The sequence below is a fragment of the Pseudomonas sp. CYM-20-01 genome, assembly GCF_023169845.1.
Taxonomy (GTDB): domain Bacteria; phylum Pseudomonadota; class Gammaproteobacteria; order Pseudomonadales; family Pseudomonadaceae; genus Aquipseudomonas; species Aquipseudomonas azotoformans.
Map to the genome: position 1 here is coordinate 238,400 of NZ_AP025169.1, position 14,028 is coordinate 252,427.

The 14,028-nt window shown below is 62.4% G+C and carries 14 protein-coding genes; 10 read left to right on the plus strand and 4 right to left on the minus strand.

What is annotated here, in order from left to right; translation table 11 throughout:
* Positions 1-91: 91 nt before the first annotated feature.
* The 3 genes from M2497_RS01045 to M2497_RS01055 all read left to right on the plus strand — a co-directional run bounded on the left by M2497_RS01045 (position 92) and on the right by M2497_RS01055 (position 2,638).
* Positions 92-868, plus strand: a complete 777-nt coding sequence (locus M2497_RS01045) for a peptidoglycan-binding protein (protein ID WP_248485510.1) — start codon at positions 92-94, stop codon at positions 866-868.
* A gap of 63 nt (positions 869-931) precedes the next feature.
* Positions 932-2,026, plus strand: a complete 1,095-nt coding sequence (dprA, locus tag M2497_RS01050) for a DNA-processing protein DprA (RefSeq protein ID WP_248485511.1) — start codon at positions 932-934, stop codon at positions 2,024-2,026.
* 54 nt (positions 2,027-2,080) lie between these two features.
* Entirely contained in the window at positions 2,081-2,638 is a 558-nt protein-coding gene (locus M2497_RS01055) for an L-threonylcarbamoyladenylate synthase (RefSeq protein ID WP_248485512.1), read from the plus strand.
* 19 nt (positions 2,639-2,657) lie between these two features.
* Here the strand turns inward: M2497_RS01055 and M2497_RS01060 are convergent, their stop codons facing one another.
* A complete protein-coding gene (locus M2497_RS01060) occupies positions 2,658-3,635 on the minus strand; it encodes a quinone oxidoreductase (protein WP_058424384.1) in 978 nt (325 codons plus the stop codon).
* 160 nt (positions 3,636-3,795) lie between these two features.
* Here M2497_RS01060 and hemF point away from each other — a divergent pair, with 160 nt between their 5' ends.
* Both hemF and aroE read left to right on the plus strand, forming a co-directional pair.
* Complete coding sequence (hemF, locus tag M2497_RS01065) at positions 3,796-4,728, plus strand: oxygen-dependent coproporphyrinogen oxidase (protein ID WP_248485513.1); 933 nt, start codon at positions 3,796-3,798, stop codon at positions 4,726-4,728.
* Positions 4,728-5,546: a shikimate dehydrogenase gene (aroE, locus tag M2497_RS01070; RefSeq protein WP_248485514.1), complete on the plus strand. Its 819-nt coding sequence runs from the start codon at positions 4,728-4,730 to the stop codon at positions 5,544-5,546. The genes hemF and aroE overlap by 1 nt, the downstream gene beginning before the upstream one ends.
* Before the next feature lie 53 nt (positions 5,547-5,599).
* On the opposite strand, the gene M2497_RS01075 is transcribed toward aroE, so the two are convergent.
* The 3 genes from M2497_RS01075 to betC form a co-directional block, all read right to left on the minus strand.
* Positions 5,600-7,168 (minus strand): SulP family inorganic anion transporter, encoded by a 1,569-nt coding sequence (locus M2497_RS01075; RefSeq protein ID WP_248485516.1) that lies wholly within the window; start codon positions 7,166-7,168, stop codon positions 5,600-5,602.
* A gap of 97 nt (positions 7,169-7,265) precedes the next feature.
* Entirely contained in the window at positions 7,266-8,180 is a 915-nt protein-coding gene (gene choX / locus M2497_RS01080; protein WP_248485518.1) for a choline ABC transporter substrate-binding protein, read from the minus strand.
* 16 nt (positions 8,181-8,196) lie between these two features.
* Positions 8,197-9,711, minus strand: coding sequence for a choline-sulfatase (gene betC / locus M2497_RS01085; protein WP_248485520.1), 1,515 nt, complete (start codon positions 9,709-9,711; stop codon positions 8,197-8,199).
* Positions 9,712-9,814: 103 nt separating this feature from the next.
* On the opposite strand from betC, the gene M2497_RS01090 reads away from it, so the two are divergent.
* The 5 genes from M2497_RS01090 (at position 9,815) to dgoD (ending at position 14,000) form a co-directional block, all read left to right on the plus strand.
* Positions 9,815-10,765 carry a LysR family transcriptional regulator gene (locus M2497_RS01090; protein WP_248485521.1) on the plus strand — a complete coding sequence of 317 codons (951 nt, stop codon included), beginning with the start codon at positions 9,815-9,817 and terminating at the stop codon, positions 10,763-10,765.
* Between the two features lie 31 nt (positions 10,766-10,796).
* Positions 10,797-11,126 carry a DOPA 4,5-dioxygenase family protein gene (locus tag M2497_RS01095; RefSeq protein ID WP_248485523.1) on the plus strand — a complete coding sequence of 110 codons (330 nt, stop codon included), beginning with the start codon at positions 10,797-10,799 and terminating at the stop codon, positions 11,124-11,126.
* A 96-nt stretch (positions 11,127-11,222) separates the two neighbouring features.
* Positions 11,223-12,182 carry a 2-dehydro-3-deoxygalactonokinase gene (locus M2497_RS01100; protein ID WP_248485524.1) on the plus strand — a complete coding sequence of 320 codons (960 nt, stop codon included), beginning with the start codon at positions 11,223-11,225 and terminating at the stop codon, positions 12,180-12,182.
* A gap of 1 nt (position 12,183) precedes the next feature.
* Positions 12,184-12,804 carry a 2-dehydro-3-deoxy-6-phosphogalactonate aldolase gene (locus M2497_RS01105; protein ID WP_071494754.1) on the plus strand — a complete coding sequence of 207 codons (621 nt, stop codon included), beginning with the start codon at positions 12,184-12,186 and terminating at the stop codon, positions 12,802-12,804.
* 47 nt (positions 12,805-12,851) lie between these two features.
* On the plus strand, positions 12,852-14,000 hold the full coding sequence (gene dgoD / locus M2497_RS01110) for a galactonate dehydratase (RefSeq protein WP_003170741.1): 1,149 nt from the start codon (positions 12,852-12,854) through the stop codon (positions 13,998-14,000).
* Positions 14,001-14,028 lie beyond the last annotated feature (28 nt).

Consider the following 14,028-nt stretch of genomic DNA (forward strand, 5'->3'; position numbering starts at 1 on the left):
GGATGGACCCAGACAGCCGGTGTGAAACGCCCCGAAGCCGCGAAGGCCCTGGCATTTCACGCGAACGCACATAATAAAGGAGATTCACCCCATGAGGAAATCGCTACTCGTCTTGCTGCTGTGGGCCCCGTTCGCCATGGCCCTGCTGCCCCAGCCCGTCCAGCGCCTGGATCAATCGACACAACAGGCCATCCAGCGCTTTTTACTGCACAACCGCATTCTTGATTCGCCACAGGACCTGGACAGCGCGCCGTACATTGTTGCCGCTGATGCAGGTCGAGTGCTGGGGGCCAACGGTGAGCGGGTGCATGCCAGGGGCAACCTGGACCCTTCCCAACCCCATTACGGAATATTCCGACGCGGCAAGGCCTACACCGATCCGCAGACCCAAGAACTACTGGGCATCAACGCCGACGATATCGGCACGGCCCGTTTCGTCACGGCTGGCGACCTCACCACCCTGGCCGTGCAGCGAGTGACCCAGGAGGTGCGCCCGGGTGACCGCCTGCTACGCGCGCAATCTCCTGTCGATCCGGCCACCCTTGAGGTCATTTCAGCGGCACCCTTCATCGACGGGCACATCATCGATGTCCCCAAGGGTGTCACCCAAATCGGCGTACTCGATGCTGTCATCCTGAACAAAGGCCGCCGTGACGGCCTGGTCGAAGGTCAACTGCTCAGCGTGATCAAGGCTGGCGCGACCGTGCGCGACAGCCTCACCGGCACGCCGACCCGACTCCCCGATGAACGCGCCGGCACCCTGCTGGTATTTCGCACCTACGAAAAGCTCAGTTACGGCCTGATCCTCAATGCCTCGCGACCCCTGGCAGTGATGGACCGTTTCGAGACTGCGCATCAAACACAATGAATAGGTTGCTAAATAAGTTACCAACAGAGTTATCCACAGCTTGTTCCGGTCAAGGATGATCAAATGAATCCGATAAACAGTCATGAAGTATCCCCGTCAGAACTGGAAGCCCGACTACGCTTGCACAGGCTGCCGGAACTGGGCCCCAAGCGTTTTCGCTTATTGATCGAAGCGTTCGGCTCTGCGTCAAAGGCCATCAGTGCCCCCGCCAGTGCCTGGCGTTCGCTGGGGTTGCCGGCCATCAGCGCCGATGCCCGGCGCAGCCATGAAATCCGCGAGGGCGCCAGTGCGGCATTGGCCTGGCTGGCTTGCCCGGCCCAGCATTTGCTGATGTGGGACCAGCCGGAGTACCCCGCACTGCTCGCCCAGATTGACGACGCACCGCCGCTGTTATTCGTCGCTGGTGACCCTCTGATCCTGGAAAAACCGCAACTGGCGATGGTGGGCAGCCGACGTGCATCCCGTCCTGGCATGGACACCGCAGCTGCGTTTTCCCGTAGCTTGGCGAGCGCGGGTTTTGTCATCACCAGTGGCCTGGCCTTGGGTATTGACGGCGCCGCCCATCAAGCCGCATTGGACGTGGGCGGCCAGACAATCGGCGTCCTCGGCACCGGGCTCGAAAATTTTTATCCACAGCGCCACCGACGGCTGGCGGCGGCGATGATTGACCAAGGCAGCGCGGTGGTTTCCGAGTTTCCGCTGGACGCTCCACCCCAGGCCGGCAACTTCCCCAGGCGTAACCGCATCATCAGTGGTCTGTCCCTTGGCGTATTGGTGGTGGAAGCCAGCATGGCCAGCGGCTCGCTGATCACCGCAAAACTGGCGGCCGAGCAGGGACGCGAGGTGTACGCGATTCCGGGCTCCATCCATCATCCCGGCGCCAAGGGTTGCCATCAGTTGATCCGCGATGGTGCGGTGTTGGTGGAAACCATCGAGCACATTCTTGAAGGCTTGCGCGGCTGGCAGGCGCTGTCCCGTCCGGCGCCGATGCCGGTGACCCATCCGCTGGTGGCACTGCTGCATGCGGCGCCGCACACCAGTGAAGCGCTGGCGATTGCCAGCGGGCGGCCGTTGTCCCAGGTGTTGGCGACGCTTACGGAGCTGGAGCTTGAGGGCCAGGTTATCTGCGAAAGCGGGCGCTGGCTTGCGCGCTGCTAGGTTTTGTAACGAAGATCGGTAAACTGCGCAGAGCTTTAGTCTGGAGAGTGAATAATGGTCAACCGGTGGCGTGTGCTGGAAACCGCACGAGAAATTCGCGCAGGCGCGGTGATTGCCTACCCAACCGAAGCGGTTTGGGGCCTGGGCTGCGACCCGTGGAACGAAGAAGCAGTAGACCGCTTGCTCGCCATCAAGAATCGCTCGGTGGACAAGGGCCTGATCCTGGTGGCGGACAGCATCCGTCAGTTCGACTTTCTCTTCGAAGACTTCCCACAGGATTGGATCGACCGCATGGCCGCCACCTGGCCCGGGCCGAATACCTGGCTGGTGCCCCATCAGGACTTGCTGCCGGGATGGGTGACGGGTGTGCATGACACGGTGGCGCTGCGGGTGACTGACCATCCACTGGTGCGGGACTTGTGCTCGCTGGTGGGGCCGTTGATTTCCACCTCGGCCAACCCTCAGGGTCGCCCGGCTGCACGTACGCGGATACGCGTGGAGCAATACTTCCGTGGCCAGGTGGACCTGGTGTTGGGCGGCGCCCTGGGTGGGCGCAAAAACCCCAGCCTGATTCGTGACCTGGTGACCGGCGAGGTTGTGCGGCCTTCCTGAAGGAAGGCCACAGGGCTGCTTAAGGCAGCAGAATGGTCGACCCCGTCGTGCGGCGTGCCGATAACTCGGTCTGCGCCTTGGCCGCTTCTGCCAGCGAGTACCGCTGGTTGATATCAATGCGCACCTTGCCGCTCTTGATCATCGAGAACAGGTCATCGGCCATCGCCTGCAGGTTCTGCGGGTTGTTGGCATAGGTCGCCAGGGTCGGCCGGGTGACATACAGCGAGCCCTTGGCTGACAGGATCCCCAGGTTCACCCCATCCACCGCGCCCGACGCATTGCCGAAGCTCACCACCAACCCACGGGGCGCCACGCTGTCCAGCGAGGTCAGCCAGGTGTCCTTGCCAACACCGTCATACACCACCGGTACCTTTTTGCCGTCGGTCAATTCCAGCACACGCTGTGCGACGTTTTCCTTGCTGTAGTCGATGGTTTCCCAGGCGCCGAGGGATTTGGCCAGGGCGGCCTTTTCCGGCGAGCTCACCGTACCGATCAGCTTCACGCCCAAAGCCTTGGCCCACTGGCACGCCAGGGAGCCCACACCACCGGCTGCGGCGTGGAACAGGATGGTTTCACCGCCTTTGAGTTCATAGGTCTGGCGCAGCAGATACTGCACGGTCAGGCCCTTGAGCATGGCGCCGGCGGCCTGTTCGAAGCTGATGTCGTCCGGCAGGTGCACCAGGTTGGCGGCGGGCAACACATGCAGTTGGCTGTAGGCGCCCAGCGGGCCACTGCCGTAGGCCACGCGGTCGCCGACCTTGAATTGGGTGACTTCACTGCCGATGGCATCGACCACACCGGCGCCTTCCGCGCCCAGCCCCGATGGCAAGGCCGGCGGCGCGTACAGGCCGCTGCGGAAATAGGTGTCGATGAAGTTCAGGCCGATCGCCTCGTTGCGCACGCGAACCTGTTGTGGGCCAGGCTCGGCCGGCGTGTAGTCCACATACTCAAGCACTTCGGGGCCGCCATGGGCGCTGAACTGGATACGTTTGGCCATCTGCACTTCTCCTTAAGGTCGAATCGCGTAGCCCCCTATCGGACTCCTAAGCTTGATCTTCGTCAACTGCGACGTACGTGGGTGCGGTGGTATCCTGTGCGCCCATTTGCCGCCGACGCCCAATGGCCTCGCGTAGCTTTGCCCGATTCAAGGTGATGCCATGACTACCCGCACCGAGGCTGTAAAGGCCTACCTGCTTGACCTGCAAGACCGTATTTGCAGCGCCCTGGAAACCTTCGAGACGGACACTCGCTTTATCGAAGACGCCTGGACCCGGCCTGCCGGCGGCGGCGGTCGCACCCGTGTGATTGCAAACGGTTCTGTCATCGAAAAAGGCGGCGTTAACTTTTCCCACGTCTTTGGCAGCGGCCTGCCACCGTCTGCCAGCGCGCATCGGCCTGAGCTGGCCGGTCGCGGTTTCGAGGCCCTGGGTGTGTCGCTGGTGATCCACCCGCATAACCCTCATGTGCCGACTTCCCACGCCAACGTGCGCTTTTTCATCGCAGAGAAAGAAGGCGAAGAGCCGGTGTGGTGGTTCGGCGGTGGCTTCGACCTCACGCCTTACTACGGCAACGAAGAAGACTGCATCCACTGGCACCGCGTGGCCGAGCAGGCCTGCGCGCCGTTCGGTCCTGAGGTGTATTCGCGCTACAAAGCGTGGTGCGACACTTACTTCCACATCAAGCACCGCAATGAACCGCGTGGTATCGGCGGCCTGTTTTTCGATGACCTGAACGAGTGGGACTTCGACACCTGCTTCGCCTTCATCCGTGCCATCGGTGATGCCTACATCGACGCCTACCTGCCGATCGTGCAGCGCCGCAAGGCCATTGCCTACACCGAGCAACAGCGCGAATTCCAGGAATTCCGCCGGGGCCGCTACGTTGAATTCAACCTGGTCTACGACCGTGGCACCTTGTTCGGCCTGCAATCGGGCGGGCGTACCGAGTCGATCCTGATGTCGCTGCCGCCGCAAGTGCGCTGGAGCTACGACTGGAAGGCCGAGGCCGGCAGCGAAGAAGCACGCCTCACTGACTACTTCCTGCAAGACCGTGACTGGCTGGGCCTTGCCGCGCCCAAGGCGGTTGTGTGATGGACCGCTATGTCGTGTTCGGCAACCCCATCGGCCACAGCAAGTCGCCGCTGATCCACCGCATGTTCGCCGAGCAGACCGGCGAGCAACTGGACTACAGCACCTTGCTGGCGCCGTTGGAGGATTTTACCGGCTGTGCCCGTGAGTTCTTTCGGCAGGGCCGTGGCGCCAACGTCACGGTACCGTTCAAAGAGGACGCCTACCGACTGGCCGACACCCTCACCGAACGTGCCCAACGCGCCGGCGCGGTGAACACCTTGAGCAAGCTGGCAGACGGCAGCCTGTTGGGCGACAACACCGATGGCGCCGGCCTGGTTCGCGACCTTATCGTCAACGCCGGGTTGAGCCTGCAAGGCAAACGTATCCTGCTGCTGGGCGCGGGTGGCGCGGTGCGTGGCGCGTTGGAACCGTTGCTGGCTGAGCAACCCGCCTCGCTGATCATCGCCAACCGCACCGTGGAAAAGGCCGAACTGCTCGCCGAGCTGTTCGACGACCTCGGCCCGGTATCCGCCAGCGGTTTCGACTGGCTGCGTGAGCCGGTGGACGTGATCATCAACGCCACGTCCGCCAGCCTGTCAGGCGATGTACCGCCGATTGCGGGCAGCCTGATCGAGCCAGGCAAGACCTTTTGCTACGACATGATGTACGCCAAGGAGCCGACCGCGTTCTGCCGTTGGGCGACTGAGCAAGGTGCATCCGTGGCGATGGATGGCCTGGGCATGCTGGTGGAACAGGCGGCGGAAGCCTTCTTCCTGTGGCGCGGCGTGCGCCCGGATTCGGCGCCTGTATTGGCTGAACTTCGCCGCCAGTTGATCTGACACGGATCCAAATGTGGGAGGGGGCTTGCCCCCTCCCACATTGTTGATCGTTTTCAGTCTTGGAACTGGATGGGGCAATTGTCGGCCCCTTCCAGCTTTCTCAACTCTTCCACCACCTGCGGTCTGGCCCGGCGCAGCGTCAAACTGCGCCCTAACCCACGCAAGCGCCGAGCCTCCTGGTGCAGCATCTCCACCCCTGAATAGTCGATAAAGTTGATCTGCTGCGCCTCGATCACCACGCGCTCGCCCTGCAGACTTTGCAGGCGCACTTGCAGGTAATGGCTGGCCCCGAAAAAGATCGAGCCGCCCACCCGCAGTACATCCTCATCGCCGTCTCGCCACTGTTGTACCCGTGGCTGGGAGGTGCGCTTGAGGTAGAAAAACAGCGACGCCAGCACCCCGGCATAAATCGCCGTTTGCAGTTCCAGCAGCAAGGTGGCCACACAGGTCAGGCTCATCACCACAAACTCGGCGCGACTGACGCGAAACAACGCCCGAATACCGCGACGGTCCACCAGCCCCCAACTGATCAGCAGGATGCTCGCGGCCATGCTCGGGATCGGAATGTGGGCGATCAGCGCTGCGCCAAATAACGCGAACAATGCCACCCACAACGCGGAAAACACCCCGGCCAACGGCGAGCACGCGCCCGCCTCGTAGCTGAGGCCGGAGCGGGTGAACGAACCGGCGGACAAGTAGCCGGAGAAAAATCCGCCCGCGATATTGGATAGACCCTGCGCACGGACTTCCTGGTTGGCGTCGAGCAATTGCTGTGAGCGCGCCGACAACGAGCGGGCAATCGACAGGCTGGTTACCAACCCGAGCATGCCCACCGCCACGGCACTCGGCAGCAGGCGCAGGAGCAGGTCCAGGTCCATCGGCAGCGGGCTGAACGGCGGCAGTTTGCCGACAAACGAACTGACCAGCGCTACGTGCCCGAACATCGCCGGCCACAGCCACGCCACCAGGCTGCCCAGTGCCAGCGCAATCAACAGCGTTGGCCAGCGAGGCACCAGGTATTTGAGCAGCGCGCCGACCAGCAACGTGCCAAGCCCTAGCAGGAGGGACGCATGGTCCCATTCGCCGCTGTGATGGATCAGCGCCAACAGGCTATTGATGGCGGTGGCCTGGCTTGGCAGATCCAGCCCCAACAGGTTGGGCAACTGGCCGAGGGCGATCACCACGGCGGCGCCCAGGGTGAAGCCGAGCACCACCGAGTGGGAGACAAAGTTCACCAACGCGCCGAAGCGCAACATGCCCAACAGCCACTGGAAAACGCCGGCGAGGAAGGTCAGCAGCAGGATCAGGGTGATGTAGTCCTGTGACCCCGGCACGGCCAATGGACTGACGCTGGCGTACAGCACAATGGAAATCGCCGCCGTGGGCCCGCAGATCAAGTGCCAGGACGAGCCCCAGAGGCAAGCGATCAGTACCGGGATGATCGCGGCGTACAGGCCGTATTCGGGTGGGAGACCAGCGATCAGCGCGTAGGCAATTGACTGTGGCAGGGCGAGGACTGCGCCGCTGAGGCCGACGATTGCATCCCGACCGACGCTGGCGCGGGTCTGGCGCGGGAGCCAGGCGAGGAAGGGGAACAGTGATTGGCGGTTGGGCCGGGGCATCGCAGACTCGGTTTAGAGGTTTGGCACAGAATATCAGTACACATCGGTTCCTGTGGGAGGGGGCAAGCCCCCTCCCACATTTGAATTGCATCAGGCCTCAGAGTCTGGCTTTAACTGCAGGGAGTGCGTCTTTGCCGTCCAGTGTTTTTACACCCTCCAGCCACTTATCCAATACCGCCGGATTGGCCTTGATCCACGCCTTCGCCGCATCGGCATTGCTGACTTTGTTGTTGGCCACCTCGGCCATGATGCCGTTCTCCATCTCCTGGGTAAAACTCAGGTTGGTCAGCAGTTTTCCTACGTTCGGGCAGGCCTGTGCGTAACCCTTGCGGGTCAAGGTATACACGCTGCCAGTGTCACCAAAGTATTTCTCGCCACCCTTGAGGTAGCGCATTTTCAACTGCACGTTCATCGGGTGTGGGGTCCAGCCGAGGAAGGTGACGAATTTCTGTTTCTTCACCGCTCGCGACACTTCGGCCAGCATCGCCTGTTCGCTGGACTCGACCAGCTTCCACTGGCTCAGGTCGAAGTCGTTCTTCTTGATGATTTCCTGCAACGAGATATTCGCCGGCGCGCCGGAGCCGATGCCGTAGATCTTCTTGTCGAACTTGTCGGCAAACTTGTTCAGGTCGGCAAAATCATGCACCCCGGCGTCCCACACATAGTCCGGCACGGCGAGGGTGAACTCGGTGCCGTCGAGGTTTTTCGCCAACTGCACCACATCGCCATTGGCCACGAACTTGTCGTAGAAGCCCTGCTGCGCCGGCATCCAGTTGCCGAGGAACACATCCACCTGGCCGTCCTTGAGCCCGCCAAAGGTGATCGGCACCGCCAGGGTGTCCACCTTCGGTTTGTAGCCCATGCCGGTCAGCAGGAAACCGGTGATGGCGTTGGTGGCTGCGATATCGCTCCAGCCCGGGTCGGCCATTTTTACCGTTTCACAACTGGCGTCCGCGTACACGTTGGCGCTGGTCAGTACCAACAGGCTCAACATCACAGTCAACTTTTGCATGGCCTTCCCTCTGTATTTATTGGTTTTGGCAGGGTTGTGGAAAACGTGCCTTGCGCTCCAGGTCGTCGAGGTCGATATGGTTGCGCATGTATTGCTGACTGGCGTCCACCAGTGGCTGGTGATCCCAGCTCTTCAGCTTGCCCTGGGTGAGTGCCTCGAATACCAGGCGACGACGGCGTTGGCTGGCGAGCACCTGTTGGTGGATCGCCGGGATGTCCCATTTGGCCCGCGCCTCAGTTAAAAACGCCTCGAACAGTGGCCGGTGTTCCGGTGACTGGCTGAGGTTCTCCCGCTCGTGCGGGTCGTTGTGCACATCGAACAGTAGACAAGGGTCGTCTTCGCTGTAGATGAATTTGTAGGCGCCTCGGCGAATCATCATCAGCGGGCTGATAGTGCCTTCGGCCATGTATTCGCCGAACACTTCGTCGTGCCCGCCCTGCCCTTGCAAGTGCGGTACCAGCGAGCGGCCGTCCAGCGGCAGGCGTGGGTCGAGCTCGCCGCCGGCCAGTTCCACCAGGGTCGGTAGCAGGTCGGCGGTGGACACGGCGTGGGTCACGCGGCCCGCCGCGAATTGCCCCGGCGCGCTGATCAATAGCGGTACGCGGGCGGCCATTTCGAACCAGTGCATTTTGTACCAGAGCCCGCGCTCGCCGAGCATGTCACCGTGGTCGCCAGAGAAAATGATGATGGTGTCATCGGCCAAGCCGGTGTCTTCCAGGGTCTGCAGGAGCTTGCCGACATTGCTGTCGATGTAGCTGCACGCGCCAAAGTAGGCACGGCGCGCATCGCGGATCTTATCCACCGGCAGCGGCTTGTCCCACAGGTCGTAGACCTTGAGCAGGCGCTGGGAGTGGGGGTCGAGATCGCTTTGCGCGGGTGTTGTAGGCAACGGGATATCAGCGTCGTCGTACAGGTCCCAGAACGGCTTGGGAATGGTGTACGGGTCGTGCGGGTGGGTCATCGACACCGTCAGGCAGAACGGTTGTTCGCCGTCTTCGCGGATATGGTCGAACAGGTATTGCTGGGCCTTGAAGACCACCTCTTCGTCGAAATCCAGCTGGTTTGTGCGCACGCACGGGCCGGCTTGCAGCACCGACGACATATTGTGGTACCAGCTGGGGCGTACGTCCGGCTCGTCCCAGTTCACCGCCCAGCCATAGTCGGCGGGGTAGATATCGCTGGTCAGGCGTTCTTCGTAACCGTGCAGTTGGTCGGGGCCGCAGAAGTGCATCTTGCCCGACAGCGCGGTGCGGTAGCCGAGGCGGCGCAGGTAGTGGGCGTAGGTCGGTACATCGGCGGGGAAATCGGCGGCGTTGTCGTAGGCGCCGATCTTGCTCGGCAACTGGCCGCTGACCAGGGTGAAGCGCGACGGTGCGCACAGCGGGCTGTTGCAGTACGCGGCATCGAACACCACACCCTGTTCGGCGAGGCGGCTCAGGTTGGGCAATTTGATCGGGGAAGGTCCGTAGAACGGCAGCATCGGCGCGGCCATTTGATCGGCCATGATGAAAAGAATGTTCTTGCGCTTCATGATCTATCGGCATTCCATAGGCGGTGTTTATGCGAATGAGCATGCAGCCCATGAAAAGTGGGGTAAAGCCCATGAAAAGCAATGTCTAGGATAAGCACCGCTTATGTATGAAGCCCTTGGCGACCTGTCCCTCGATCTGCTGCGCGCGTTCGAAGCGGCGGCACGCCACCGCAGTTTTACCGCCGCTGCAATGGAACTGGGCACCACCCAGCCCGCGATCAGCCAGCAGATCAAGCGCCTGGAAGAGCAACTGGCGATCCGCCTGTTTGATCGCATCTACCGTGGCATTGAGTTGACCGATGCCGGCGCCCTGTTGTTCGAGCATGTGCAGGGCGGTTTGCAGGGCATCAACCAGGGACTGAGCCTGATCAGCCAGCAGGATCAGCATGAAGTGCTGCAAGTAGCCACCGACTTCGCCTTCGCCGCCTATTGGCTGATGCCGCGTTTGCACCGCTTCCACCAGGCCAACCCCCAGGTGGACGTCAGCCTGGTGACCAGCGAGCGCAACCACGCGACCTTACGCAGCGATATCGACGTGGCGGTGCTGTTTGGCGACGGCCGTTTCAAGCAGGGCGACAGCCTGTGGCTGTTCAACGAGGAAGTGTTCCCGGTGTGCAGCCCGCAATGGCTGAAGGCGCAGGCCACGCCGCTGACTGTACAAAATCTGCACGATTTCCCGCTGCTGCACCTGCGCCAGGAAAACAACAGCCAGTGGTTCGACTGGAGCGGCGTGTTTCGCGAACTGGGCATCACCACCGCGCCCACCCCCGGCCAGTTGCGCTTCGATAACTACACCCTGTTGATCCAGGCTGCGATTGCCGGCCAGGGCGTGGCCATCGGCTGGCGCCATCTGGTGGACAACCTGCTGGAACAGAACTGGCTGTGCCGGCCGGTGAGCGACACGGTGATCTCACGTTTCGGCTATTACGTGGTGCAACCCCAGCGCAAACGCCGAGGGCAGTTGGTGGAGCGTTTCGTCGACTGGCTGGTGGCCGAGCAGGCCAGCAGCGCACAGTCGCTGACCGGGCTGGCCCTGCCGTCGATTGCGGTCTAGCATCTGGCGCATATTGGATCCGGAGCTCGTCATGCAACGTATCAAGGGCTATCACGCCCATATCTACTTCGACGCGAACACTATCGAACAGGCGCGCACCTTGTGCGAAGACGCCGCCAAACTGTTCCCGCTGCGCATGGGCCGTGTGCACCAACGGCCGGTAGGGCCGCACCCGAACTGGAGCTGCCAGTTGGCGTTCGACCCGGAATACATCGGTGTGGTGCTGCCGTGGCTGGTGATCCATCGCAATGGCCTGGTGGTGTTCCTGCACCCCGATACCGGCGATGACCTGAAGGACCACACGGACTATGCCGTCTGGATGGGGGCGATGCGGGAGCTGAACTTGTCAGCCTTTTCTTAAAATTAATCCCTAAATATGGGATAGTCATTTATATATTGAGACTTTCTGCTTCGTAGGTTTATATTCGCTGCATCCGCTCAGAACTCAGGTGAAGCGATGCAGGCGCAATTGATCGCGCTCGATTGGGGAACCAGCTCCCTTCGTGCTTATAAACTCGGCCCCGCTGGCGCAGTGCTGGAACAGCGCTCGCTGGCGTGGGGCATCATGCATTTGCCCAATGAACCCCGGGACATTGCTGGCGTGCGTTGCAGCGATGGCTTCGAGTTGGCGTTCGATGCGGCGTGTGGTGACTGGCTCGACGCCGAGCCCGGTTTGCCGGTGATTGCCTGCGGCATGGTTGGCAGCGCGCAGGGCTGGAGCGAAGCCGCTTATCGCAATACCCCTGTCGATGTCGCCAGCCTCGGCCAGGCGCTGCATAAGGTGCGCAGCCTGCGTGGCGTGGACGTGCATATCGTGCCGGGCGTGATCGAGCAGGTCGGCTTGCCCAACGTGATGCGCGGCGAAGAAACCCAGGTGCTGGGCGTGTTGCAGGGGCTGGGCACCGACGCATTGATCGGCCTGCCCGGCAGCCATTCCAAGTGGGTGGAGGTGGTCGATGGCTGCATCACCCACTTCGACACCTTCATGACCGGCGAGCTGTTTGCGGTGTTGAGCAAGCACAGCATCCTCGGACGTACCCAGCAACAATCCGCACAATTCCAGGCCGACGCCTTTGACCGAGGCGTGCAGGTGGCGCTGTCCAAAGACGGCCAGCGCGGCGTGCTGTCGACGCTGTTCAGTGCGCGCACCCTGGGCCTCACCGCCGAACTCAGCCCCGAACAGCAGCCCGATTACCTCTCCGGCTTGCTCATCGGCCACGAACTCGCCGGCCTGCCCGGCAGTGCCCGACACAAGCCGATCATCCTGGTCGGCGCCGCGCCCCTCTGCGCCCGCTATCAACGCGCCCTCGCCCTCTGCGGTTTCGCCCACGTCAGCCTGGCGCAAGAAGCCACCGAGCGCGGGCTGTGGCAATTGGCGATGGCGTCCGGGCTCACTCAACCTGTATTGGAGGCCTGACATGCTCAAGCACGCACTCGCGCAAAACGGTTTGATCGCCATCCTGCGTGGCATTCGCCCGGACGAAGCCGAGGCCGTCGGCCAAGTGCTGTACGAGGCAGGGTTTCGGGTGATCGAAGTCCCGCTGAACTCGCCCGACCCTTACACCAGCATCCGCACCCTGCGCGACAGCCTGCCCGCCGATTGCCTGATCGGCGCCGGCACGGTGTTGCTGCCTGAGCAGGTCGAGCAGGTGAAGGCGGCCGGTGGCCAGGTGATCGTGATGCCCCACAGCGATGCCAAGGTGCTGCGAGCGGCGAAAGCCGCAGGCCTGTTCCTGTCGCCAGGTGTGGCGACACCGACCGAAGCCTTCGCCGCACTGGCCGAGGGGGCTGATGTGTTGAAACTGTTCCCCGCCGAGCAAATGGGCCCGGCGGTGATCAAAGCGTGGCTGGCAGTCTTGCCGGCTGGCACCTTGCTGCTGCCGGTCGGTGGCATTACCCCGGACAACATGCAGGTGTTTATCGATGCCGGCGCCAAAGGGTTCGGGCTGGGTTCCGGGTTGTTCAAACCGGGTATGACAGTGGATCAGGTAGCGAGCCGTGCCCAGGCTTATGTCGCCGCCTGGAAAGCCCTGAGCTGACATCAAGTTCCGCGCCCTTGGCGCCGCATCTATAAGAGAGACAAGAGATGAAAATTACCAAACTGACGACCTTTATCGTCCCGCCGCGCTGGTGCTTCCTCAAGGTCGAGACCGACCAGGGCGTGACCGGCTGGGGTGAGCCCGTGGTCGAAGGCCGCGCCCATACCGTGGCGGCTGCCGTCGAAGAGCTGTCCGATTACCTGATCGGCAAAGACCCGCGCAATATCGAAGACATCTGGACCGTGCTCTATCGCGGCGGCTTCTATCGCGGCGGTGCGGTGCACATGAGCGCCCTCGCCGGTATCGACCAGGCGCTGTGGGACATCAAGGGCAAGGCCCTCGGTGTGTCTGTCAGTGATCTGCTGGGTGGCCAAGTGCGCGACAAGATCCGCGTGTACTCGTGGATCGGTGGCGATCGCCCGGCCGACACCGCCCGCGCCGCCAAAGAGGCCGTGGCCCGAGGCTTTACCGCAGTGAAGATGAATGGCACCGAAGAACTGCAGTTCGTCGACAGCTTCGAGAAAGTTGACCTGGCCCTGGCCAACGTCGCCGCCGTGCGCGATGCGGTCGGCCCGAACGTCGGCATCGGCGTCGACTTCCATGGTCGGGTGCACAAGCCGATGGCCAAGGTGCTGATGAAAGAGCTGGACCCGTACAAACTGATGTTCATCGAAGAGCCGGTGCTCAGCGAAAACTACGAGGCGCTCAAAGAGCTCGCGCCGCTGACCAGCACGCCGATTGCCCTGGGCGAGCGCCTGTTCTCGCGCTGGGACTTCAAGCGTGTGCTCAGCGAAGGCTACGTGGACATCATCCAGCCCGATGCTTCCCACGCGGGCGGCATCACCGAAACCCGCAAGATCGCCAACATGGCCGAGGCCTACGACGTGGCCCTGGCCCTGCACTGCCCGCTGGGCCCGATTGCCCTGGCGGCATGCCTGCAACTGGATGCGGTCTGCTACAACGCGTTTATCCAGGAGCAGAGCCTGGGCATTCACTACAACGAGAGCAACGACCTGCTCGACTATGTGCGCGACCCCGGCGTGTTCGACTATGACCAGGGCTTCGTGAAGATCCCCAACGGGCCGGGCCTGGGCATCGAGATCAACGAAGAATACGTGATCGAGCGCGCGGCCATCGGCCACCGCTGGCGCAACCCGATCTGGCGGCATGCCGACGGCAGCTTCGCCGAGTGGTAAGCACCCTGTAGGAGCCGGGATGCCGGCT